At 41.8% G+C, this 24,759-nt stretch carries 22 protein-coding genes and 1 tRNA gene; 14 read left to right on the top strand and 9 right to left on the bottom strand.

Translation table 11 applies throughout. From position 1 onward, the window contains the following. Positions 1-68: 68 nt before the first annotated feature. A complete protein-coding gene (locus tag G563_RS0107255) occupies positions 69-1,016 on the bottom strand; it encodes a LytTR family DNA-binding domain-containing protein (protein WP_028664738.1) in 948 nt (315 codons plus the stop codon). 77 nt (positions 1,017-1,093) lie between these two features. Between G563_RS0107255 and elbB the strand changes: the two genes are divergently transcribed. The 3 genes from elbB (at position 1,094) to G563_RS0107270 (ending at position 4,396) form a co-directional block, all read left to right on the top strand. Beyond that, a complete protein-coding gene (elbB, locus tag G563_RS0107260; RefSeq protein WP_229598452.1) occupies positions 1,094-1,822 on the top strand; it encodes an isoprenoid biosynthesis glyoxalase ElbB in 729 nt (242 codons plus the stop codon). Between the two features lie 55 nt (positions 1,823-1,877). Next, a tRNA-Leu gene (locus G563_RS0107265) sits at positions 1,878-1,961 on the top strand. A 668-nt stretch (positions 1,962-2,629) separates the two neighbouring features. Next, positions 2,630-4,396: an LIC_10190 family membrane protein gene (locus tag G563_RS0107270; RefSeq protein ID WP_028664740.1), complete on the top strand. Its 1,767-nt coding sequence runs from the start codon at positions 2,630-2,632 to the stop codon at positions 4,394-4,396. On the opposite strand, the gene G563_RS0107275 is transcribed toward G563_RS0107270, so the two are convergent. Continuing rightward, positions 4,393-4,899 carry a hypothetical protein gene (locus G563_RS0107275; RefSeq protein WP_157585129.1) on the bottom strand — a complete coding sequence of 169 codons (507 nt, stop codon included), beginning with the start codon at positions 4,897-4,899 and terminating at the stop codon, positions 4,393-4,395. The two genes, G563_RS0107270 and G563_RS0107275, sit on opposite strands and share 4 nt — an antisense overlap. 35 nt (positions 4,900-4,934) lie before the next feature. On the opposite strand from G563_RS0107275, the gene G563_RS0107280 reads away from it, so the two are divergent. The 5 genes from G563_RS0107280 (at position 4,935) to G563_RS0107300 (ending at position 9,769) form a co-directional block, all read left to right on the top strand. Continuing rightward, entirely contained in the window at positions 4,935-5,300 is a 366-nt protein-coding gene (locus G563_RS0107280; protein ID WP_028664742.1) for a hypothetical protein, read from the top strand. A gap of 505 nt (positions 5,301-5,805) precedes the next feature. Next, on the top strand, positions 5,806-7,392 hold the full coding sequence (locus G563_RS0107285) for an McrB family protein (protein WP_028664743.1): 1,587 nt from the start codon (positions 5,806-5,808) through the stop codon (positions 7,390-7,392). 47 nt (positions 7,393-7,439) lie between these two features. Then, a complete protein-coding gene (locus G563_RS0107290; protein WP_028664744.1) occupies positions 7,440-8,588 on the top strand; it encodes a vWA domain-containing protein in 1,149 nt (382 codons plus the stop codon). Positions 8,589-8,639: 51 nt separating this feature from the next. After that, the gene (locus G563_RS0107295; RefSeq protein WP_028664745.1) at positions 8,640-8,882 is read left to right on the top strand and encodes a MoaD/ThiS family protein; all 243 of its coding nucleotides are present in this window, start codon (positions 8,640-8,642) and stop codon (positions 8,880-8,882) included. Positions 8,883-8,923: 41 nt separating this feature from the next. Continuing rightward, positions 8,924-9,769: a hydroxymethylglutaryl-CoA lyase-like TIM-barrel protein gene (locus tag G563_RS0107300; protein WP_028664746.1), complete on the top strand. Its 846-nt coding sequence runs from the start codon at positions 8,924-8,926 to the stop codon at positions 9,767-9,769. Between the two features lie 76 nt (positions 9,770-9,845). Here G563_RS0107300 and G563_RS0107305 read toward each other — a convergent pair whose 3' ends face one another. After that, a complete protein-coding gene (locus G563_RS0107305; RefSeq protein WP_028664747.1) occupies positions 9,846-10,370 on the bottom strand; it encodes a DUF2480 family protein in 525 nt (174 codons plus the stop codon). Between the two features lie 218 nt (positions 10,371-10,588). On the opposite strand from G563_RS0107305, the gene G563_RS0107310 reads away from it, so the two are divergent. Beyond that, positions 10,589-12,007 (top strand): CCA tRNA nucleotidyltransferase, encoded by a 1,419-nt coding sequence (locus G563_RS0107310; protein ID WP_028664748.1) that lies wholly within the window; start codon positions 10,589-10,591, stop codon positions 12,005-12,007. A 38-nt stretch (positions 12,008-12,045) separates the two neighbouring features. On the opposite strand, the gene G563_RS0107315 is transcribed toward G563_RS0107310, so the two are convergent. Continuing rightward, the gene (locus G563_RS0107315; protein ID WP_028664749.1) at positions 12,046-12,369 is read right to left on the bottom strand and encodes a hypothetical protein; all 324 of its coding nucleotides are present in this window, start codon (positions 12,367-12,369) and stop codon (positions 12,046-12,048) included. 646 nt (positions 12,370-13,015) lie between these two features. On the opposite strand from G563_RS0107315, the gene G563_RS0107320 reads away from it, so the two are divergent. From G563_RS0107320 to G563_RS0107340, 5 genes are all read left to right on the top strand, one after another. After that, positions 13,016-13,753: a hypothetical protein gene (locus tag G563_RS0107320; protein WP_028664750.1), complete on the top strand. Its 738-nt coding sequence runs from the start codon at positions 13,016-13,018 to the stop codon at positions 13,751-13,753. A gap of 274 nt (positions 13,754-14,027) precedes the next feature. After that, positions 14,028-14,507 carry a hypothetical protein gene (locus G563_RS0107325; RefSeq protein ID WP_028664751.1) on the top strand — a complete coding sequence of 160 codons (480 nt, stop codon included), beginning with the start codon at positions 14,028-14,030 and terminating at the stop codon, positions 14,505-14,507. 30 nt (positions 14,508-14,537) lie between these two features. After that, a complete protein-coding gene (locus tag G563_RS33925; RefSeq protein WP_084650790.1) occupies positions 14,538-15,932 on the top strand; it encodes a SulP family inorganic anion transporter in 1,395 nt (464 codons plus the stop codon). Between the two features lie 262 nt (positions 15,933-16,194). Beyond that, positions 16,195-16,893: a response regulator transcription factor gene (locus tag G563_RS0107335; protein WP_028664752.1), complete on the top strand. Its 699-nt coding sequence runs from the start codon at positions 16,195-16,197 to the stop codon at positions 16,891-16,893. A gap of 30 nt (positions 16,894-16,923) precedes the next feature. Then, positions 16,924-18,303 (top strand): HAMP domain-containing sensor histidine kinase, encoded by a 1,380-nt coding sequence (locus G563_RS0107340; RefSeq protein ID WP_028664753.1) that lies wholly within the window; start codon positions 16,924-16,926, stop codon positions 18,301-18,303. Between the two features lie 9 nt (positions 18,304-18,312). Here the strand turns inward: G563_RS0107340 and G563_RS0107345 are convergent, their stop codons facing one another. The 5 genes from G563_RS0107345 to G563_RS0107365 form a co-directional block, all read right to left on the bottom strand. Beyond that, positions 18,313-19,401, bottom strand: a complete 1,089-nt coding sequence (locus G563_RS0107345) for a Kelch repeat-containing protein (RefSeq protein ID WP_028664754.1) — start codon at positions 19,399-19,401, stop codon at positions 18,313-18,315. Positions 19,402-19,412: 11 nt separating this feature from the next. Then, positions 19,413-20,345 (bottom strand): dihydrodipicolinate synthase family protein, encoded by a 933-nt coding sequence (locus G563_RS0107350; protein ID WP_028664755.1) that lies wholly within the window; start codon positions 20,343-20,345, stop codon positions 19,413-19,415. Between the two features lie 97 nt (positions 20,346-20,442). Beyond that, positions 20,443-21,543 carry a sialidase family protein gene (locus G563_RS0107355; protein ID WP_211235258.1) on the bottom strand — a complete coding sequence of 367 codons (1,101 nt, stop codon included), beginning with the start codon at positions 21,541-21,543 and terminating at the stop codon, positions 20,443-20,445. After that, positions 21,540-23,201: a sialidase family protein gene (locus G563_RS0107360; RefSeq protein WP_028664757.1), complete on the bottom strand. Its 1,662-nt coding sequence runs from the start codon at positions 23,199-23,201 to the stop codon at positions 21,540-21,542. Before G563_RS0107360 ends, G563_RS0107355 begins: the two co-directional genes overlap by 4 nt. An 83-nt stretch (positions 23,202-23,284) precedes the next feature. Continuing rightward, positions 23,285-24,751, bottom strand: a complete 1,467-nt coding sequence (locus G563_RS0107365; protein WP_028664758.1) for a RagB/SusD family nutrient uptake outer membrane protein — start codon at positions 24,749-24,751, stop codon at positions 23,285-23,287. Positions 24,752-24,759: the final 8 nt, after the last annotated feature.

The following is a 24,759-nucleotide window of genomic DNA, read 5'->3' on the forward strand; positions in this document are numbered from 1 at the left end:
TACTATAAAATAAACATTGCGAAGTTACATGAACTTTTTAGAACTCTATACGTAATACACTTTACAAATCATTTTGGGCTATTTGAGGTGGTCTTTGAAGAAGAGGTTTCGTCTTTCTGAGCAAGTATTTTTTTTAGCACCTTCACGCGCGTTCGCTGCATCACAAACTCCGCCTTATCTTCTTTAAGACGTACTTTGTATTTATCATTTTCCCAATAAGTAAAGCTTTTTAGAAAGTGAAGATTAAGAATAATGGAGCGATTGATTCTAAAGAAATGTTGGGGATTGAGTTCTGCTTCAAGTTCAGCTAGCTTTTTTCGGATATGGAAAGTCCGTCCTTTGGTGTAGGCAAAATAAGTTTTATGTTGTACTTCAAAGTAAATCACGTCCAATACGGGCAGTATTGTGTGGCGTTGATTATACCAAGCCTCGATTGTATTGGCATACATGAGGGTAGCTTCTTCGGTAGGTGGGGGGAGGGGAGGTTTTGTTTCCATTTCTGTATAACTCAGAAATAGATTGGTGTTTAGATAAGTATATCCCAAAAGCAAAGAAGGTAACAAATAGCTAACGTACATTTTGGATTGGAGAAAATAATGCGGGAAGTACGTATTCCAATCATAATCGGGATAAGCTACTACCAAATACCGTAAGCCATTGGTAATGGGCGCAAACAGGACAATAGAACCTAAAATACAAGGTAGAAAAGTTAGTTCATACAGCAGTATACCTTTGATAGTAGGGGTGATGTGTTTGATTTTTAATAGCTTAGCATAATACCGAGCTGCCCACATAAAAAGCATTATAGAAATAAATTCAAATAAGAAACAGTAAATTAAGATTGTTTTGAGGAAATATTTGGCGTCATTTCTTCCAAGAGCCGAAAATTCATAAAACTGACCTTGGTCTAAAACTAGCCAAGAAACTAAAAGTACGCCTATGAGTATAACGATAAAAATGAACCCCCAATTGCTAGGAATCCGGAGAGTGACAGGGATTAGAGGAGTGTTTTTCATGGGTCAAAGATAGTGACTGACTGATATTCTAATCAATGACAAAGATGTTGATTTTGTAAGTTACAAAATTTCAATTCTTGTCCTATCTTTGGGAAAGAATCAAAGAATCATCATTGGTAGATATGAAAAAAATAGGTGTTTTATTACACGGAAATGGCGTTTTTGACGGTTCCGAAATCCACGAATCAGTATTTACACTCTTGGCGATTGCCGAATCTGGAGCAGAGGCGGTGTGTTTTGCACCCAATGTAGCGCAGTATCATGTCCTCAATCATATCACAGGAGAAGCTATGCCCGAAACCCGAAATGTGTTGGTAGAGTCGGCACGGATTGCGCGAGGAAATATTAAGGATATTGTGGATATAAAAGTGGAAGAACTAGATGGACTTGTAATGCCCGGGGGTTTTGGGACGGCCAAAAACATTACTAAATGGGCATTTGAAGGGCCACAAGGAGAGATTTTGGCTTCAGTCAAAGCTCTCATTATTGATTTAATAAAATCAGGTAAGCCCATAGCGGGTTTGTGCATGAGTCCTACCACGATAGCCAAGGCATTGGAAGGAACGGAGTTTCATGCGAAACTGACAGTAGGAACTACTTCCGAAGACTCTCCTTATGATATAGCAGCGATTTCGGCAGGGATAGAAGCCGTAGGGCAAGTAGCAGAAATGGCTTCAGTAAGGGAAATCGTGACCGACGAAACCCTCAAAATCGTCACGGCACCCTGTTATATGATGGAGGCGAGTATTGTAGAAGTGCGAGAAAATATCAAGCAAGCGGTAGAAAAATTAATTTCTTTAGCTTAAAAGCTTGCGAATATAATTTTAGTCTACTACTTTTGCATCCCCAAACAAGGACAACGGCGAAGTGGTGGAATTGGTAGACACGCTACTTTGAGGGGGTAGTGGGCGTTAGCCTGTAAGAGTTCGAGTCTCTTCTTCGTCACAAAACGCGCTTTACGGCAACGTAAAGCGCGTTTTTGCGTTTACTGACACACCAATTGCCACAAATGACAGTTAGAACTAATCTCCTATTCTGAAGAAATTAAAGTAATGTATTGATAATGAGTTGTTTAAATGGAGGGTATTCTGTGAAATTCTAAGCCAAGTTGATTCCTTAAAACAACTGATGAAGGTCTGCATATGTCGAATATTCTGACAAGAAGCCCAATAGCAAAAATTTTTAAAACTGCGGGGATAAAGATCATTCTTTTGTTGTTTTGAATGGTTTAAAAAATAGGCAGCAACAGAGGCTGCCTCTAAAGAATAAGTAGGCCAAATCACTACTTTAAACGACGGAAATCCATTAAAGTTACATTTTATCTACTATTAATTGTTTATTTTTTTAAAAGCATTATATTTCACTCTATCTTTAGGTCGAATAAGTTTTAGCGTTTTCTTAGGAAATTGCAATTCCTAAGATTGTCTTCAATTTAGTGTATTTTTTTTGTAAATGGCTTATGGTGTGATAATTATTCTGTATTTTTGGATGAAAAATATTTGATTTTATCGAAAAAATATGTCTATTAAGAAGCCTTAATCGGTAGGTGTTTTCTGATAAAAATTTTTATTTTTCTGAGAAAAATTATACCCTACTTCATAAATAATTACTTTATGTTACTCCTTGTCTTGTGGGTGCTGCTTGCGCTTACTTGTTATTATTATGGCCTTTTTTTCTACAAAAAACTCAGCTCTTTAGCTCTTATTACGCCTTCGTTCTCAGTTGATAATACCGAATTAGTATTAGCTGGTTTTGGATTATTGGTTTTAGTCTCACAGCTTCTTTCGCTTTTTTTGCCTATCAACTATTACATTGGGATAGGGTGGCTTCTAGGAGGAGGCGCTATTGCGATGGCCTATCCAAAAGCGGTAGGAGCGTTTTTTAAGTTGTCAGCACTTGATATAAACACCAAAATCATCTGGAGTGTTATGACAACAATCGTGTTTTTTTATTCAACCCTCAGTCCCGACCATACCGACAGCAGTATTTATCATTTGCCGTCTATTCGATGGAGTGAGGAGTATAGTGTGGTGCCGGGGCTTGGCAACCTTCATGGAAGATTGGCATTTAACTCCAGTTTTTTTGTTGTCTCATCGGCTTTAGGTATGACCGCACTGCTAGGGCAAACTTTGTTTCCAATCAATGGTTTTCTATTCTTGTTGGTAAGTTTGATATTGCTCAAACGAATCAAATCTACGCATTTCACTAGCTCAGTATTGGCAGTCGGATGTTTAGTGATTATCCTTTTTTATTTATTACGTTTTGTTTTTTCTCCTACTCCCGATATTGCCGCTACGTTGTTACCATTGGTGATATTTTTTCTGTGGATAGAAAACAAACCTACTTTTTCGTTCCAAACAGTGCTTATCGTGCTGCTTGTTTTTGTGTCGATTACTATCAAACTAGCCAATATTCCACTACTGCTGGGACTGTTGTTTATAGCGTGGCCTATTCGCGCTCAGCTTACGCTTCCAAAGGTAAGCTTGGTATTGGTTATTGGACTATTGCTGATGATTCCTTGGGTGGTTCGTAACATCATTTTGTCGGGCTATTTATTATATCCTTTTCCAGGGATCGATTGGTTTAGTGTGGACTGGAAAGTGCCTTTAGAACGAGTCATTCATGAGCGCGACTATATAGCGTTTTGGGCGAAGTTTCGAGTTCATGAGTCTTTCATGAATACAGCGCTTTTGGAGCAGCCTTTCACCGAATGGTTTCCTGTATGGTGGGAGCGCCAAGGCTATTTCTTCAACAAGCCTATTTGGGTTTTAGCCGTAATTTCACCTTTGGTCGTAGTAAGTCATTGGTTTGATACAGACCGAAGAAAGCGTCTTTCGCCACTGTTGGGGCCCTATTTAGTGGCTTTTGGAGGATTTGTGTTTTGGTTTTTGTCGGCACCAGATTTTCGATTTGGTTATCCTTTTATATGGTTTTCAGCTTTGGCTCCTTGGGCGATTTTTTTGCCCGAATTCCAGAATCGGGTAAGTCTTAACAGGTTGAAAATCGGGGCTGTAGTGAGTGTTATGGTAGCTGCTAGTGGGTATTTTATAGGTTTTCATTTGATTAAAAATGAGTTTCCTATTCACCAGTATTTGCTTATTCCTAAACCCTTAACTTACAAAAGCGTGGGGTCTTATGAGCAAGTCTTCAAACCAAATCGTACGAGTAGTGGATTGACGATTTTTACGCCAGTAGGTGCTCCTATGAATCAAAATTGCTATGAAGTACTGATGTGTTCTCCATTTTTTTATCCAGATCTAAAACTCCGAAATCGTGAAATATCGGAAGGTTTTAGGAGCACACTTACTTCCGAAAAATCGTATTTGTCACAGCAATTACTCAAAACTCACAAAGGAGAAAAAGACCGAGAAAAGCTTTAGTGGGTGATACTGAAAATGCTGATAAATCCCTCGTCTAATGCCTGTATTCGCGCTGGAAATAGGGGGACAAAACTGCCGTCTTTTTGGAGCAGTACATCAGAGAGAGGGATTTGCCGATGTTGTATTTTTTCGATGATGTCGCTTACTGTCACGATATAGCTCTCGTACAGTACATCTATCCGAAAGGCGGCTTTTGTGATGGTCGTATTGGGGGGCGAAATGAGTTTGCCTGTTATTACACCTTGTACCTGAAGACTATCTAATTGTACATATTGTTTGGCTCTTAATACATCGAGGAGCGTTTCGACGATGACGGGCGTATCCATGTCTTTTATCTCCACCGTTTCTGACCAAAGCAAGTTATGATTGTTTGAAATAAAACGGTCTTTAGTAAAAACTTGAGCGTACACAAAGCCGGGAAACAATAAAATAAGCAAAATACGGGAGGCCATTTTACAAATATCCTTTTGGAAAAAAGTAAACCACTTACTACGATTACTCATAAAATATAAATTTATTGAGCCAGACACTGTTCATAATGCGACATATTCTAAATCTTATAGCGCCGCCTTTGGTAGATAAAGCCTTGATTGTTCAGAACCTAAACGAACTACTGCCTCACTATGAGCTATTGGCTATCGAGGAGTTTCGTAAAAAACAAAAGCGAAATGCCGACGAGGTAGAAACAAACGCTTGGCGTGAGCTTTGGCTAGCTGCTTTGCAGACCGAGTACGCCATCATCGTGACCGAGGGGGATTCTGTTCATCTGGAAATGATGCTTGAACGGCTGTGGCGGGCGCCAGGTACTCACATTTTTACGCTCACCTTAGAGCCTTCTTCGCTTGCGCCTCAGCAAGTAGCAGCCAGAATTGTCCAAAACTTGCCAGAAGATTTTAAAGAATAGTTTTTTGGGGGTTTTATAACAGAAAATCCCGCCGGTTAGAAGAACCAGCGGGATAGTAACTAATTGTACATAGAACAAATGTTCGCTTACCTAACGGATTGGGTTTGTCATTTATTTCGAGATTTAAGGATTATAAGTGACAGTCCGTTAATAGTCAATCGTTGTCTGTCAACTGTAAATTTCAGATTATCAGTCGATTAATTCTGTTTTCAGGGTAAAAAATAATATATACTAATTTTGAGAAAGTATATACTATATTTTATGAAGGAATATGAATTGATTAATTGGTGGATAAACGTTTGTTTTAATATATCAAAATGACTCAGGATGAGTGGGGATGCTGTGATAAACTTATGCACTAAGCTTTAAGCTGTAGACATTAGGCAATTTTAATCAAAAGCTTATGGCTTACAGCCTAAAGCGTAACTGGAAGTTTCGTTACAAAATTGAGAGAGTTTTGTAATTTGCGGAGGGAAGGTAGTTTTAAAAGAAGATTTGAAAAGGAATGCAATATACAGAAGTAGAAAGGGATATTTTGGTTAAGCAAGTACGTCGTATCAATCAGCACGATGTGTTGCGGCGTTTTTTGGCACTGTTGAAAGAAATGATTGATAGTTTAGATATTCCGCCAAATTCTGCCCAAATCTCCTTTACAATTAGTGATAAACACCCTCGGATTACAATCAATCTCAACAATCATACCGTCTTACAGATTTCGGGGCGCAAAGAAAATGTGAAAGTGGCAATGTTGTTTAAGAAAGAGGCATTGGCCAAGACTCCCTTAAAAAATATCAAATTTGAAGAAAAAGGAATGTCGGAATATCGATTGGGATGGATTGGATACGCTGACAAACATCTGCTCCAAAACGACAATATCGTGCAGTACTGGATTGATTCTCTTCAAGAACTGAAGCAATTGGCTGCTTCGACCAATCACCGAGAACTACACAATCATGCAGTGTATGTGGCAGCAGAAGAGGATGCTTTTAAAGCAGAGATATTTCGACTGGTAGATAAGCAATATCAAGAGAGAGTTGAAACCACTGCTGAGGTCAAAGAACAAGAAAACAGTTATAAAAAAAATCAGGAACGTCCCGCGATTCCACTCAACTATATCTTGTATGGCCCTCCCGGAACGGGTAAAACCTACGAACTCCAACAACTCTGTCAGGGGTATAACTATAAATTTGTGACATTTCACCAATCCTTTAGTTATGAGGAGTTTGTGGAAGGGATTCGCCCCGAAACCCTCGGCGACAAAATCAGCTATCGAGTCCGTAAAGGAGTTTTTTATGAGGCTTGTTTAGAGGCAATCCGACAGGCGGATTATCATTCTTTTGAGGGGTGTATTGGGGATACAGCCGAAAATCGACAACAAAAAATGGCGCAAGCTGCTCCTGTATTGATTGTGATTGATGAAATCAATCGGGGCAACATCGCCAAAGTATTTGGAGAGTTGATTACGTTGTTGGAGCCTTCTAAGCGGCTTGGCGCCGACCACGAACTGTGGCTTACACTCCCTTACTCGCAGGAGCGTTTTGGGGTTCCTTCAAATTTGTACGTAGTAGGAACCATGAACTCCGCCGACCGCTCCATTGCCTTGTTGGATACGGCACTACGTCGTCGATTTCATTTTGCCGAACGTCCTCCCAAAGAGTCACTTCTTGACGATGTAACCATTGAAAATACCAACTTGGGTAAGCTCCTGAAAACCATCAATGAGCGTATTGAGTTTTTGTACGACCGCGACCACGTCATTGGTCATGCGTACTTTTGGGGAATAGATACTTTCGAAAAACTCTGTAAAGTAATGAGAGACCAAATCTTGCCTTTGCTTCAGGAGTATTTCTACGACGATTGGCGAAAAATTCAGTTGGTACTAGGCGATAATGAGCGCTGGGAAAAGCCGCTGGATTGTCAATTGGTACAGGTGAAAAAGCAATATACTTCATCGCTCGAACGAGAGCTTTTTGGGGAACACCTCGACTACGCCGAAAATCGAATTACCTTTCAGCTCAATGAGGCGCTTGTAGAAGGGCGTTTTGAAGATTTGTCCAAGGATATGTTTAAGTGGGTTTATGAGAAAAAATAGATATTTTGTTAGAAACTTAATCTCCTGAATAAAAGCTCTCCGTATAGTTGTCAAATCTCATCACTCGCCAAACCGAACTTTCGGCTCATGTAGTCGCTTTTAGCCGTTTTTTAAGGGCTAAGGGCATTCCTGTAGGCCCCGATAGAGAAGCCGATGCGCTCAAAGCCTTGGCCGAAATCAATATGGGAGATGAACTTCAATTTTATTTGGCTTTGCGTAGTATCTTTCCACAAAACAGAAAACAGCTTCGGGAGTTTGATGAATTGTATGCAAAATATTGGAAAGAACTTGCCAAAGCCGTGGATGCCAAAATCAAAGACGATGCCCAAGAAACCAAAACTAAAAAGAAAAAAAATAAACAAAATGGCGAGGCCTCTTTTGAAGCACTAAAAAACTGGCTACATGGCAATCGACAACCCGAGGTAGAAGAATTGGCATCTTATAGTTTAGGGGAATCGCTTTCTCAAAAAGATTTTGGCTCGTATACCGACGAAGACTTACACGAAGCGCGCCAAATCATCAGACTGCTGGTGCAACGGATGGCCAAAACCAAGAGTCGTCGCTATACGGCGGCGCGGAGTGGAGGGCATTTGGATTTGCGAAGGGTATTGCGCAACAACTTCCGTAAAGGAGAAGAAATCATAGATTTGTTTTATCGCAAGCCCGCCCGCAACAAAATACGGCTTGTGCTTTTGTGTGACGTGAGCAAGTCAATGGAGCTTTATAGCCGATTTTGGGTGCAGTTTATGTATGCTTTCCAAACCTTATATCAATCTATCGAAACCTTTGTTTTTAGTACGCGTTTGTGTCGAATTACGGAAGATTTGAAAGAAATGGATTATACCAAAGCCCTTGAAAATCTTTCCGAAAAAGTTCCAAACTGGTCGGGTGGGACAGATATAGGAGCGGCTATCAGTGAATTTGTGAAAGAATATGCCATGCGAAAACTTAACACTCGCACTATTGTGCTGATTGTGAGTGATGGCATGGATGTAGGCGAGGGTGATGATTTAGCCCAAAATATGGAGCGGATTCGTCGGAAAGCTCGAAGGGTGATTTGGCTCAATCCGCTGGCAGGCTCACCCAACTATCGTCCCGAAGTAAAAGCCCTAAAGACGGTTTTGCCGTACTTAGATTTACATGCTCCCGCTCATAATCTCGAAAGCCTCAAAAAAGTAGTAGAACAGTTGCGGTGAATGTTTTTGAAATAAGAAATGTTCTAACGACTATAGATATTTTGGTATCGCATGAACTTAAAAATTATCGCTTTTGGCATTGCCAAAGAAATCATCGGACAGCTGGAGCATTCAGTAGAGCTGCCAGATACAGCTACGGTAGCTGATTTGAAATTAGTTTTGATTCAACAATTCCCTGATTTTCAAAAATTAGCTTCTCTTCGCGTAGCGATCAATACCGAATACGCCAACGACGATGCAGTGCTACGCGTCAATGATGAAATTGTGCTGATTCCGCCCGTAAGTGGAGGCTAAAAATGTGTTAATTGTCTAATTCTTCTAAACATAACTATTCCTTGAAACTCATCGAATGCCCACGGGATGCCATGCAAGGTCTTCCTAATTTTGTGCCGACAGATGTCAAAATCAACTATTTGAATAGCCTGCTGCAAGTGGGTTTTGATACGCTTGATTTTGGGAGTTTTGTTTCTCCCAAAGCCATTCCGCAAATGCGTGATACTGCTGAGGTGGTAAGCCAACTTGATATGTCGACTACCAAAACCAAATTGCTTGCAATCATTGCTAATCTCCGAGGCGCAGAAGAAGCCGCTCATTTTGACGAAATTAGTTATTTGGGTTTTCCTTTGTCGGTCTCCGAAACCTTCCAACTCAAAAATACCAATAAGACTATCGAAGCGGCCTTTGGGGAAGTGGGCGAAATTCAGAATGTTTGTGTAAAATCAAACAAACAACTGGTCGTGTATCTGTCAATGGGCTTTGGTAATCCTTACGGCGAAGCCTATAGCCCAGAGCTTGTGGAGCAGTTTGCGGAGCGATTGGTAGGAATGGGGATTCACATTATAGCCCCTTCGGATACCATAGGGAGTAGCACTACCGACGCAATCAAGACTTTGTTTGGGCATCTTATCAAACGTTTTCCTGAGGTAGAGTTTGGAGCTCATTTACATGCTAAGTCAAGCCATGTACCCAAAAAAGTAAAAGCTGCTTTCAAAGCAGGCGTCAAAAGGATGGATTGTGCGGTGAGGGGATTTGGAGGATGTCCACTTGCCGAAAATGAGCTTGTCGGGAATATGGCTACTGAATTGGTAGTGGGGGAGTTGCGTCAGCTGGGGGCTAAGGTCGAGATTGACGAAATAAAATTGGCACAGGCTATGTTGTCTTCTCAATATGTGTTTGGGTAGTAAGCAAAGTGAGACGTTCCAAGTTTTCAAAACTTGGAACGTCTATTTATCTCTAAAGCTAACCCATTGGCATCTTTTAAGTGGTAGTGGCCAATGCTTTGGGTCTTTTGTAAAGTGGAACTGTGCTGCAAGGCTCGCCAAACATCAAAGTCTGAACCACGGGTTGAAGTTTGCGGGTGATTTCTACATAAGCCGCCGTCGGAACGGGATGCTTGCTGCACCCTTTCACTACCACGCGTGCATCTCTGTATTCTTCAGGGTTGATGCTGGTGATGGCATCAAAAAAGAGCTTTTCTTCCAAATCATTGAGGTCTCCAAAAACCACCGTATGGGCATAAGGACTTAGGTGTAAGGTCAATAACATGTAAGCCCAAGTAGGAATAATGGCGTCTTCACTACAGCCCACTGCCACATTTTTGCCTGTGTATTGGGCCCAATCATGATTTTTTAAGAATTCCCTAAAATCCTTCTCTTTCAGAATCATTCCCATAAACAGGTTGTCTTTGAGGTCATAAACCACTCGCTCCCCTTGATGATAATAGTCTTCTAGGTCTAAAGTAATAAGGCCGCTTTTAGCTACGCGATTGATGATTTCTTCCATTTTCTATATCGTTGTGGATGATTGGTCCGCCACAAACCAAATATCCCTATCTGTTTTTTTTAAAAATAAGGCTAAACTATACTTGTATTCTAACAAAGATTGACAATTGAAAGTTTGACCTAAAAAAGATTCCTTCCTTTTTTAGACGCTTTTGTAGGTTTTATCAATACTTACAGCGTGACAAATGCTACCTTTGTAGATTGTAAAGTTAGTTAAAAATGAATTTTCACGAAGTTTTAGAAAAACATCCCATATTTGAAGTAATTGCTCAATGTGCCACTGACCTAGGCGTAGACGCTTATGTGATAGGTGGTTATGTGCGAGATTTGATATTAAAGCGTCCCTCCAAAGACATCGATGTAGTGAGTGTAGGCAGTGGCATCGCCTTAGCCGAAAGCGTGGCCCACAAGCTTGGCGTACAAGTCAATGTCTTTAAAAACTTTGGAACGGCTCAGTTGAAGGTTGAAGATTTAGAAGTGGAGTTTGTAGGGGCGCGTCGTGAATCGTATCGTACCGAATCCCGAAAACCTATTGTAGAAGATGGTACACTCCAAGACGACCAAAATCGCCGTGATTTTACCATCAATGCCATGGGGATAAGCCTGCATTCCAAAACTTTTGGGGAATTGGTCGACCCTTTCAATGGCATGGGGGATTTACGAAAAAAAATAATACGAACCCCCCTCAATCCCGAAATTACCTTCTCCGACGATCCGCTGCGTATGATGCGAGCGGTGCGTTTTGCGTCTCAGTTGAACTTTGACATAGATGCCGATACCTTTGACGGGCTGATTAAAACCGCTGAGCGAATTGATATTATTTCAAAAGAACGTATCAATGACGAACTCAATAAAATCATTCTATCGCCCGTACCATCGTATGGATTCAAGTTGCTACACCAAGCGGGTATCTTGAAAAGAATTTTTCCGGAGTTTGTAGAGCTGCTAGGTGCTCAATATCAAGATGGCAAAGGGCATAAAGATAATTTCTACCATACTTTACAAGTCTTAGACAATATTTCCAAAAATACGGATAACCTTTGGCTTCGATGGGCAGCTATCATGCACGACATAGCCAAGCCTGCTACCAAGCGTTTTGACCCTAAAGTAGGGTGGACTTTTCATGGGCACGAAGACCTTGGCGCGCGCCTTACACCACGGATTTTTCGTCAGATGAAGCTCCCTATGAACGAAAATATGAAATTTGTTCAGAAGCTGGTGCGGTTGCATTTGAGACCTATTGCCCTCACCAAGGAAGAAGTCACTGACTCGGCACTGCGGCGGCTCCTCTTTGATGCGGGAGATGATTTAGAGGCTCTCATGACGCTTTGTAGGGCCGATATTACTTCCAAAAATCCTGACAAAGTCAAGAAGCATTTGACCAATTTTGATAAAGTTGAGCAAAAACTTTATGATTTAGAAGAAAGAGACCAAATCCGAAATTTCCAGCCCGTGATTTCGGGTGAAGTCATCATGAAAACATTTGGTATTTCGCCTTCTGCCGAAGTCGGTATCATCAAAACCGCCGTTCGTGAGGCTATTTTGGACGGTATCATTCCTAATATCTATGAACCTGCCTTCGCTTTTATGGTTGAAGAAGGAAAAAAACTAGGGCTTACTCCCCAAACCGCTTCTTAAACTTGTCAGTAGCATTTAGGGGTGAGTTAAGTAAAATTTTATTTGGGCTTCGGCACGGGCATTTCATCAATGCCTAAAGTACTCAAGGTAGGATTGAGAATTTGGGGGGTAATGGTGATTTTGAATACTTTGTAGCCTGCCACATCAAAATCACAACTATACTTTCCTTTGGCGTGTAGGCTTCGGTACACTGCCGAATAATTGAGCTTAAGAGGCCACCCGTTGAGGGCAAGTTGAGCGGAGATATTTTCGATGGTCTTCTTCAAATTTGAAAAATAACTCACAAACGGCTCTCTCTCTCGAAGGTTGTTGAGGGCACCTATATAGGTGACTTTTACTTCGTATATCGTTTGTTGCAACATCGCTTAGGGGTTGGGATAAGTGTAGTTTAAACTACTTTTTGCAATAATAATCCGTTTTTTTGAAAAATTATTACATTATTTTCTGGCCAATCTTGATTGGCTTAATGTGACGAAAGCCTTTTAGTGCTTTTTATAATGACTGTTTTTCAGCGTCCCAAATGCAAGGAGATAACAGCACGAGGTAGTTTAAACTACATTTTATGAAATTTCTTCATATTTCTGAAAAATTATGATTCTATTTTTCATTCCATAAACTATTTAGTAGCCTTCGGCGTTTTATATACATCTGCGTCACTCCGCAACAAAAGCCGCTTCCTCAAAAGCGGCTTTTGCTATTTTTAATCATCTGCTTTGGGCAATTGTATTCCAACCTAGCGTACTAATGTTACGCTTTTGAAGAGGTTGGTCTGTTTTCTTTCTGCTCGTTTTTGTAGGCTGTCGTAGCTGTAGTGGTGGTAATAGCTGCTCTGAAATCAGACAAACTGCTTATGTTTCTTTTTCGTTGATTTTTATTGGAAAATGGTTTGAAATAAAAAATAATATTTTGGCGAGTTAATTTCTTGTAGAGCTATTAGTTCGTGTGTAAATTGCGTTTGTCAAAAATTACTTTTGCACCCATTCATTTAAAAGTGCCCTTTTTTCATATATGAAGAAACTTTACCTGCTACCTTTGTTTTTTTTTGCTTCTTTTTCAAATTCTTTTGCACTCGAAAAAAACGCTTGGAACGATTTTGAGGGAAAAATTGGCACCTCAGAAATGAGAATTTCTCTTTTTCTTTTTGACGATGGCGTCATCAAAGGAAATTATCTCTATAAAAGGTATCAGACCAAAATTGAAATTACGGGACATCTGAAAGGCGATGAAATCGAACTGACCGAAACCTTCAACGAAAAAGAAACGGGTTTTTTCAAAGGAAAAGTGATTAGCGGTGATTTGGAAATGCTTGAAGGAGATTGGAACAATCCCTCTGGTACCAAAAGAGTAAAGTTCAAAATGACCCTAGCGACTATTTGTAGTGGAAGCTATGAGCGCCGTTACAGTGATTTGTACGGTACAACCGTCGAGGTGGAAGAGTTTGTGAAGCGGCTTAAGTCGGCGATATTGATGAATGATAGAAGATGGGTGTCAAATCATGTTTGTTATCCTATTTCGGTGGTTGTGGGTAAAAAACAACTGGAAATAGTAGACCCCAAAAGTTTTTCGAGGATGTTTAATGTGATATTTCATCCAAAATTTAAAGCTGATTTGCCATTTTATTACTGGGCCAATCTTTTCACCGATGGCCAAGTGGCGGTATTTGGATCAGGGCAAATCTGGATTAACAATAAGCCCGATGACGGCGTCACTCCTTTGGATTATTGTATCGTAGCTATCCACAACTGATTCACTTCAATGCCTTTTTTGGGGCAATCACGCCAGAACTTTTCTTAGCCTTTTTGTTGAAAAAGGCTTTGTTTTGGTATATTCTAATCCGTTTTTAATCTCTCCCTCTATATTCTAATTGCATTCTAATTCAGGTCTTAGGCGTCTTTAATGTGGCTGTTGTAGCTTTGTAGATGTAGAGACAAAGCTTCAAACGATTGGTCAAATTGTATACAGAATTTTGCTTAAAAAAATCTTAAACAAAATTCGCTCAATTAGACTCCCTAAGAAACGTATGAAAAAAACGATACTCATTCCGACCGATTTTTCTATTGAATCTTTGATGTTGTTGAAGCGAGCTATCGTGAATGTGGAAGCGGATGAACTTGATATTATTTTAATGTTTTCGGCTTATTCGCCAGATTCTATTACGGAGTTGCTGTTTTACTCTCCCAAAGAAATGGTGGATAAACTAATAACGGATGATTTTAAGGAAGCATGTAGTATTCTCCAAAACAAATACTCTTCCAAAATAGCGAGTATAACCATAGAAGTATTTCATGGTGAAAGCAGAAGTGTGTTTAATCATTTGGTCGAAAGTCGGCAGATTCAGGAGGCATTTATTCCTAAGAAATATAGTTTTAGACATCATAAAAATAGCTTTGATCCACTGCCTTTTATTCGCCAAAGCTCACTCCAAATCACAGAAATAGAGTGGGAGACTAACAAGAAAAAGCCCGAAAAAGACAGTATTGCGGAGTTGTTTTTGGATTGAGACAGAATCGAATCGTAACCAAATACAACAATGAATCACGCAAAAACCCCTACCACTATCAGTGGACGTCTCAAACTCTTCTTTACTTTTTTTGATAGTAGATGGGAAGATCTACAACCTCACAATTGGAAAACAACGGTATACCGAGATTTTAGTGCGGGGCTGATTGTGGCAATGACGGCTATTCCGATGGCAATGGGCTTTGCAATGGCCATGGGAATGAGACCCGAGCATGGTATCATTGCGGGGGCGTTGGCGTGTGTGATAGGGCGGACTTTCGGAGGGTCTAAATATCAAGTATATGGCCCTACGGCGGCTTTTATTCCGATTGTAGCGGCTTTGATTGCAAAATACCAGACCAATGGCGGAAGTTTTGAACAGGCGCATGGATTCCTTATTTTTTGTTCGATTTTGGCCGGAATTACCTTGGTGATCTTTGGCATTTTTGGGTTGGGAAAATACGCCAAATTGGTCCCTAATTCAATCATCGTAGGATTTACAGTGGGTATTGCTACCGCGATTGCGCTTACCAATTTTGAAGATATTTTGGGAATAGAAAGTTTTAAAGATTTGCTAGGGCAGGACGAAGATATCAAAGGCGGAATTTTTAAGAACCTTGCCACTGCCCTCAACAATCTCGACAAAATCAACTTATGGTCGGTCTTTTTGGGAGTGCTTACCTTTGCATTGACCAAAACCCTGCTTCGGATTTCGATTTTTATTCCTGGGCCAGTGATAGCGATGGGAGTAGCTACTTTGTTGTCTGCTACGGTACTATCCGACAAGGGTATCATTTTAGTGAAAGATATTTATGGCTCTATTCCCAACAACTTCTTTGTGTTTACGGCGCCTTCATTACCTGCCATGACTCCAGCCGTGTTTTTAGACATTATTTATTTTGTGGGAGCGATCGTATTTGTGTCTGGGGTAGAGAGTATTTTGTGCTCATCGATGGCCGATAAACTAGCGGGCAACAAAGGCACCCCTTTCAATCCTGATAAAGAATTTTTTGGGCAAGGTATGGTTCAAATCATCACCCCTTTGGTACAAGGCTTTCCTTGTACAGGTGCCTTAGCTCGAACTGCCACAAGCATCAAAGCTGGTGCACAGACTCCTTTGGCGGGTTATTTCAAAGCTGTTTTGAAGCTTAGTATGGCTTTTTACTTGGCACCCTATCTGGAATTAATTCCTATGGCGTGTATTGGCGGGATTTTGGTATGGGTAGCTAGCAACATGATTAAACCTGCCGAAATCAGAGAAATAAAGGCTTTAGGAAAGTTTGAGTTTGCAATGATGGTATACACTGCTGTAATGGTACCTGTTACGGACTTTCTTACGGGAGTACTCTCAGCGATGGTGCTTTATTTTGTGGTGCACAAATTTTATACAAGAAAAAGAAAACCAAAATTACCAATACCTGCCTAAGAGCTATCATGGGTGTAAAATGCTTTGAATGCCAATGAGCGGTTATGAACTATATGCTTTTGAGGTTTTTTTGACGAATTTAGTTTAGATTATTAGAACAAATGATTCATAACCTGTACCTACGCTTGTGGGTACAGGTTTTTTTTAAGGAATTGAAATGTATAGTTTTGGTTTTTCTTCGAAATCAAGTCAACATTTCGGTGAAAAGTAGTGTTTTCAATGTTTGAAAGCGTTTGTTAAAACCAATTTGTATTGCTATTCCATGAAAAAAATATTGCTGGTAGAAGATGAGGTGCATGTGGTCTCGTTTATTAAAAAAGGACTTACCGAAGAAGGTTTTGAAGTAAGTGTGGTGTTTGATGGTAAAACTGGAGTGCAGATTTTCAACGACCGCTCTTTTGATTTGGTGATTTTGGATATTATGCTGCCCGAAATGAATGGGCTGGAGGTGTGTAAAGAGATTCGGAAAGTAAACACTTCCGTTCCTATTTTATTTTTGACTGCCTTAGGAACCTCCGAAAATATTGTGTTGGGGCTAGAAACAGGGGCCGACGATTATCTAGTCAAGCCTTTTAAATTTATTGAGTTGGTGGCGCGTATCAAAACCCTGCTACGGCGTACTGAGCACGTTAGTGCCCAACAGCCTGATCCACAGGGGGATTTTATTTTTAGAGTGGGTGATTTGGAACTCAACGATTATACCAAAACCGTATCGCGTGCGGATAGGGTGATTTCGCTTACCACTACCGAATATCGTCTACTTTTGTTTTTTATGAAAAACAAAAGTAAAGTAGTGTCAAGGGTTGATATTTTGGAAGAAGTATGGGGCGTCAACTTTGATTTGGGAACCAATGTGGTGGATGTGTACGTAAATTATCTGCGAAAGAAAGTAGATTTTGTTCCTGAAAATAAGTTGATTCATACAGTGATAGGCATGGGCTATGTCTTGAAGGAGCATTGAAATAACAAATGATAAGAAAAGTAAGGATTGATGAAAACCCAAACTAAAACCAGCTTATTGCTACTGAGTGCTTTTTTGGTGATTGTGATGATATTTAGTGGGTTTGTATATTTTTCGGTGGCCAATTATTCCTACAAAGATTTTTATAAACTACTAGAAATTAGGGCGTTTACAACGGCGCGTGTAGAGCTGCATCGGGGTTTTGACACCGAAGTGACCGAAATCAATGCGCTGCACAATGAGTTTTTTGATAAGCTTCCGCAGGAACATGATTACTTTTTTCCGTTGACTCCCGCCAAAACTTTTGAAGAGGAAGCTAAAAAACTTAAACTTCCTATTACTTTTTTTGAGACGATTCAAAAAGAAGGCAAAACCGAATACAGCGACAATGGTCTTTTTTATGTAGGTATCAAATACAATAGCCCCAAAGGAGAGTACATCGTAGTGGCTTCGGCCGAAAATTATTTTGAGCTTCATCATTTTGTGTATTTGCGCAAAACCTTGTTTTTGGCGATAGCAACGGCATTTTTGTTTTCACTTTTTATTTCGGTATATTTTTCAAAATATGTTTTTAATCCTCTCACTAAAATTACCGAACGGGTTAAACAAATTAGTTCCGAAAATCTGCATTTACGCCTCGACTTCGCCAATACCCACGACGAACTCAATGACTTGGCGAAGACGTTCAATGATATGCTCAATCGTATTGAAACTTCTTTTGAGACTCAAAACAATTTTATTAGTAATGCTTCTCACGAATTGCGAACGCCTCTGACGGCGATTATCGGAGAAGCGGATGTAGCCTTGGCAAAAGTCCGAAAACCCGAAGAATATATCGAAACCATCAGGATTATATTAGTAGAAGCCGAAAAATTGGAAAAGAAAACCCAAGCTCTTTTGTTTTTGGCTCAAACGGGCTTTGACGGCAAAATCCAAAAATTTGACAAAGTACGGGTTGACCAGTTGCTGTGGGATGTGAAAGAAACCGTTGAGAAAATAAACCCGAAAAGCTCAATTCGGATAGACATGAGCCTGCTGCCCGAAAACCCCTCTAAACTAAAAGTAAAAGGCAATGAGCAACTTCTTCATTTGGCCCTGAGCAATATCATCAGTAATGCTTGCAAATACTCTGATTATCAGACGGTCAATGTGTCGATTGGGTCGTCTGATAAAAAGGTTTTTATCGTGGTAAAAGATGCGGGTATTGGTATTCCCGAAAACGAGCTTAAATATATTTATGTACCTTTTTTTAGGGCATCCAACACCAAAAATTACGAAGGGTATGGGATAGGTCTGCCTCTTACCAAAAACATTATACGTATGCACGAAGGAGAGATTCTGGTGTCGTCGATTCTCAATAGTGGCACTACTGTACAGATAAATCTGCCGATTGGGAATTATGAACTATAAGGTATATTGCTACTTTGATAAAGAAACTCCTACTTTGATTTGGGGAGAGCGAATGCCGGGGCTAATTTCGCCCGTCGGAATTACCACCTTATGGTGCCATATTACTAATGGAGTAGTAACCGCCGCTTCACTTTTGGGGTTTGAATCAGCAGACGGGATGGTGTCTACGATGCGCCATGTGTTGGTATTGGTGTGGTAAGCAAGCACTTCTTTTCTAAAGCCCGGATGTTTTTCTTTGAGTTCGAGTACGCGATGAGCATTCACACCGTCGTCGCCCCCAAAAATCATTAATTCGGAATTTGGGCCTGAAAAGGCGGGCGAAGGCGCTGCCGCTACAGCATGAGGTAAGGAGGTAAGCGATTTCCATTGGTGGGTCTTAGGCTCAAAACGCCAGGCATCATTTAAGTAAGTGCGGGTGGGCTGTGAAGTAGCTGGATTGTTACTTAATTTGACCCCACTAAACAAAAAAAACGTCCCTTTTTGAGCACCTGCTACGGCAAGCATTCGTCCATGATTAGGGAGAGAAGGAAGCGCATTCCATTGTTTTTTTTGAAGGTCAAATTCCCAAAATTGCTGCGTCGTAATCGTATCCGAAGGCGCGTGTGTACCCCCTGCTACATATACTTTGTTGTCAATAAGTGCCCCAGAAGCATAAGCAAGCGGAGATGGAAGCGGGGGTAACGGAGTAAAGCGTAGTTGGCCGTGCGTCCATTCTATATAAAAAGCCTCTTTAAAATGCTGTTTGGCATTGGCACCCCCTACGCAAAATATCCCGTTTGGGGTAGTGATGGATAGCCCGTATCCCATCGCTTGAGGGAGCTTGCCCGCTTTTTTCCAAGTGCTTGTGGGAGATTCTAATACATAAATATCATCGTACCAAGTTTTGGGAGCTTTCCCCCACGGGCCTGCATTGTGGGGGAAATTGGCTCCCCCCGCTACGATAAGTGCGCCATTGCTGACACCACTGTAAGCCCCCGCAAACCCTACGGCGTCGGGCAAAGGGGGGAGGTATTCCCACTCAAAAGCGCGGGAGGAAGGTTGACTCATCATTTTAAGGCTCACAATGCTCAATAAAAAAAATAGAATCGGGCGAATCATGCAGGTATGCTTTATTTCTGGGGTGCAAGGCTGAGGTTCAGATGATCAAAAAACTGAATAGACGACAGTTGTTCAAACAGTTGATGCGAGTCTTCATCAGACAAAGCTTGAAGCGGCAAACGACAAGGCCCTAAATCAAAACCTATCATTTTCATAATGGCTTTTTGAGCCGGAATGGGCGGATATTTAATAAAAATTCGGACCATTTCTACCAACAGAAGCATGAGTTCTTGGGCTTTGTCGAGCTGCCCGTTTTCAAAATACTGACGTACTTTAAGGTACAAAGGTGCGGCAAAATTGAAGGTACTTCCAATCGCCCCTTTGGCTCCTACAACGAGAGCCGAAAGGTAGTTTTCGTCAAAACCATAGAGTACATCGTATTTTTTTTGTTTGTAATTGAGGCACGATTGGTACTCCCAAATAGTAAAAGCGGTGTATTTGATACCTACAAAATTGGGGATTTGTTGTTCGGCCAACTCCATAAATGCCACCGTATCAATCGAGATACCCGTCAGCATAGGAATATGATAATAATAAAAAGGTAAAGTAGGCGCGGCGGATGCAATCGCCGTCATACAATCGGCTAGGTTTTGGACAGAGGTAGGTTTAAAATAAAAAGCGGCTACCGACGAAATAGCATGGGCGCCTGCTTGCGCTGCGTGACGGGCTAATTTCTGCGCTTCGGCAATGCTGGCGTGTCCTACGTGGCTAATGATGTACAATTGACCTTTGGCAGATTGAATCACCACTTCCAAAATCTGCATCCGCTCTTCGAGGGTAAGATTGGGGCCTTCGCCGTTGCTACCACACACAAAAATACCTTTGACGCCGCTGTCAATCAAGTGTTGTACTAAATCAGGAATCAATTCATAATGGACACTCCCGTCGGGGTGAAGGGGAGTAAAAAGAGCGGCAATGAGGCCATCGAAGTGCTGTGTTGTCATAAATATATTGAGTGCTAAGCACCGTTAATTGTTATCTGTTAATTGTGAATTACCGATACGGTTTTTGGGTTGATAATCAGTGTGTTAATGTGGTTTGCTAAAACATTTTATCAAATTCCTCTACCTTAAACCGAACTGCTACTACCGAATGCTTTTTGGTACCGGGTTGGTATTTGATATAAGTAGTAGCTACAAAAGTACCGTCAGACAGCAATTCCAAACCGGGATAGCCGCAGTCGGGCCCCGCAAAACTGTGAAGAAGTTTGACGCGATACTGTCCCGAAAGACCATTTTTGATGTCGTTGTAAGTACCTACCCAAGCCACAAAATGCCCTTTGGTGGGGCTATTGGGAGCCATGTCTCTAAACACCGAAACGATTCGTCCGTCGGAGGTGTAGCGTATCATGTGGCGGTCGCCGGTGAGTCCCCAAGGGGTTTCGGTAGGCACCGACCATGTTTGCCCTTCATCGGTAGAGACCATCATCAGAGAGTGATTTTTGCGTTGGTTTTCTCGCATGATGCAGAGGAGTTCTTTGCCGTTGGGAGAGCGAAATACCGCCGGCTCGCAAGGAGAGCGGCCTTCCATTTCGCAGACCATCACAGACTCCCCCCAAGTGACACCACCATCTTTGGAGATAGATTGCCAAATTTTGAGAGGAGCTTTGTCTTTGTCGTCAGGGCCACGATGGTAGAGTCCTAGATAGTCGCCGTTGTTGAGTTTGATAATACTCGAAAAGGCCATGATGCAAGGTTTCCCCAAACTTCTGACCGGCGTCCAGGTTTTGCCGCCGTCTTCGCTCCACGTTTGCGACATGGCAGGGCGAGCCGCAAAAACCATGAGTCGTTCTTTTCCCGCAGGGTCTTTGAGCCAATAAATACTGGGACAGTTGAAGGTAGTTCCCCAATCGGCTGGGGTCGGAATCATCTGCCATTGTTTGCCGCCGTCGGTGCTCTTGGCCAAAGGCCCTGCTTTTCCGCCATGATTGTAAGACCAAGCGGCATAGATGGTTTGGCCGTCGGGCATCAAGACAGTGGTGGGATGCCCTTGGTAAATGTCGTCGGTACCTTGAGCAATCACGATTTGGCGATTTTTTTCGGCCGATACGTCCAAAATTGGAAGATTTGCCCCTGATTTTTGCGCCCAAGAAGTGGCACAAGATGCTAATAGTACAAGCGAGAATAAGCGATGTTTCATCATTTTTTCAATATTTCGGAGAGGTCAATTTGTTGAAATACCAAATCGGCTTGACTACTTTCATAGATAATACCAATGGTGTTTTCGTTGAGTGAAGTCAAACAAGAATAGCCGCGTCCTTTCAATTCGTCTAGCAAAAGCCACTTATCCGACGGCCACGTCAGTCCGTCATCCAAGCTGGTTTTGAGCGTAATATGGGTACGGTCTACTTTTGAATTAGGATTTGAGAAAAGCAAAATACTCTTTTTCTTTTTGTTTTGTACAAAATCATGTCGGTGTAGTGAACCCATGCAGGTCGGTTCGGGCAATGCGCCATCAGAAGAAGGATGACGAGTCCAAGTTTTTCCCAAATCGCGGGTAGTAGCTACTTCTCGGCCATTGCGCGCAGAGGTATCGTTACGGTTTTTGTTGGCTCTCATGTTGAGCATGATGCTTCCGTCGGAGAGTTGGGTGGCCATATTTTCGGTGGTGCTTTCGATGCTTGCTTTTGGGCTAGTTTGCCACGTTTTACCTCCGTCTTGGCTGTAAGTGATGTTAGAAAAAGCCTCGCCTGTATGGTCGCGCCCTTGAGTAGGAAAAACCAGCGTGCCATCTTCAAGCGTAATTCCGTGCCCCGGTGCGGGCGCCCACAGCCACCACTCTTCCTTTTTACACATTTTGGTAATATTGACGGGTTCGCTCCAGGTTTTGCCGTCGTCGGTACTTTTTACAATCAAAAACTGGGACGTTTGTTTTACATCAAATCCAGGCTGAGAGCCTTTGGTACGCCATTGATGATTCCACTCTTTGCTATTTTCGTTGAGCCCTTCGAGCCATTTCCCTTGGTCATTGATGACTCCGTACATCCACAAACCAGCCAAGTAAATGGTATTGGAGTTTTTATCGACCAAAATACACGCATCCGATACTCCATTGAATTTTTGGGGCAATCCTCCCCAAGTACCCATATCCATCGCGACGCGCATTGGTTCCCAAGTTTTGCCACCGTCGGTACTGCGGCTAAGTCCAATGTCGATGTCGCCTTGTAAATCGCGAGAGCTATTGCGACGAGCATCGTACACGGCCAAGAGGGTGCCTTGATGGGTAGTCACAAGCCCCGGAATACGAAAGGTATGGACATTGTCATCGCCATGCTGACGTACTGCTACGCCGATGCGTTGTTTTGTAGGAATGGGAGAAGTTTTGGGACTGATGTTTTGTTGATTGACGGTGATATTGGTGCAATTAACATCCACAAAATGCTTTAAGTCAGCCTTTTCGCTGAGTTCTAACGAAAGCCAAAAATAATGATTGCCAGGGCCTAATGTTTGAGTGGCCGAGAGTGAAAAAGTACCTTTTGTAATCTCCTTTTGGGTAACTAGCTTGGCAGGGGCAGCTTTGAAAGCTGAGTCTGTACCGCTAAAGTACAACTTGATATTTTTGAGGTCTTTGAGGGAAGTAGTTCCGGTAGTATTAAAATCAAAACTTGATACCGACACTGAAGATTGAGAAGGTGAAACCCATACTTGAAGGCGAATGACAGGATTGTCGGATTTGCCTTTAAGTACGGGTGTCACAAACTGCTTTTCGGTCACCGTGATATTTTGCGCAAAAGCGGTCTTATGGGCTAGCTGCCATCCTAAAATGGTGTGGATAAAAATTGACAAAAATGAAATTCTCATAAAAATCAAAAGAAATAAGGGATGACAGTAAATAAGTGTTTGTGCACAGTTAATTATGCTTAATAATCAATACAACAACGGCACTAATACCCTTCCGTTTGTTTCAATAAATTATTGTTTCCTAAAACAGTGGTATTGAGTGGCCAAAACAGGGGTGTTTTTTTACCTACTAAGTTAGGCACAAGTGTATAAACATCAATAGTGCCGCCTTTATGAAATCTAACAAGGTCGTACCAACGTTTGTTTTCAAAAAACAATTCGCGTCCGCGTTCGTCCAAAATCTCTTTTTCGAGGGCTTTTCCACTTCCGTTATACTCGCTAAGACCAGCCCGCGCTTTTACTTTGTTAAGATTGGTAAGTGCTTGTGCCGTATTTCCTAAAGCGGCATAGGCTTCGGCTTTCATGAGCAATAAATCGGCCAAACGGAAAATGATGATTTCATTGTCAGAAACGCGGTCGTCGGTATATTTGGTGCCCGAATATTTCGTAATCCACGCTACTTTTGGCCCCGTGCTTTGTCTTTCTACAATCCAAGTAAAGGGGATGCGCTTGTCTTTGGGATTGGCGGCAAACAAAGCCCTTGACAGCGGACTAATCTGGTAAGCTCCTTGACCCGTAGCAGCAGTTTGGGTAAAAGGAATGCTGTCGAGGTTGAGTGCGCCTTGAATGATAGCCAAAAAAGGAAGCGCATTGACGCCGTAATTACCGCCTGTTTCGTCGCGACTAAAAAAGGCCGAAAGAATGATTTCGGGATTGGAAGTAGCCCGAAGCGCCGTTACGTTTTTGAAGTCGGCATTGAGCGATACGCCCGTAGCTTCTACTTCTGTGATAGCCGCAATCGCATCGTTGAAATCCTGTGCGCCACCGCCGAGTACCTTTCCGCTCCAAAGCTTGGCCTCTGCTTTGAGTGCTTGCACTGCTCCGTAAGAAAAACGATACTTGCTTGGGTAAGACGTGGTCGAAAAGCCACTAATACCTTTGTACTGCTGAATTGCCATGTCCAAATCGGCTTGGATTTGTTTCATCACATCAGCTGATGAGGCACGGGGCAGCAAGGGTACATTTTCGTCTACTACGGCTTGGAGCATTAGAGGCGTATCACCAATAATACGGGTCAGGTGAAAATAAAAATAGGCTCTTAGGGCATAGGTTTCGGCCAAAATCCTCTTTTTGAGGTCGGGATTATTGGCAAAAGGAAAACTTTCGATTTTTAGCAAAAGTAAGTTACAATGCCCAATAGCACGGTACCAATCGTTGTAATTGACGGCTCCCGAAGTAGCAGTGATATTTTGTGACCAAGCTACTCCAAAACGAGAGTTGGAGGCGGCAACCAATTCTTCGCCTCTCTCCATGCCATAGGTGACGTTGTTGGAGAAAGTGCGCATAAAGGTATAAATACCCGTGAGATAAGGTTCAAAGTCACCTTCATTCTGGAAATATACTTCTTCGGTAATGCTCGATTGGGGCTTGACATTCAACAAGCTATCACAACTTGTGAGGCTCGATGCCGCTATCAAGAAGGGAACGATGTATAGGATTGTCTTTTTCATTTTTTTGA

It is taken from the genome of Runella zeae DSM 19591, from assembly GCF_000423565.1.
Lineage (GTDB): Bacteria > Bacteroidota > Bacteroidia > Cytophagales > Spirosomataceae > Runella > Runella zeae.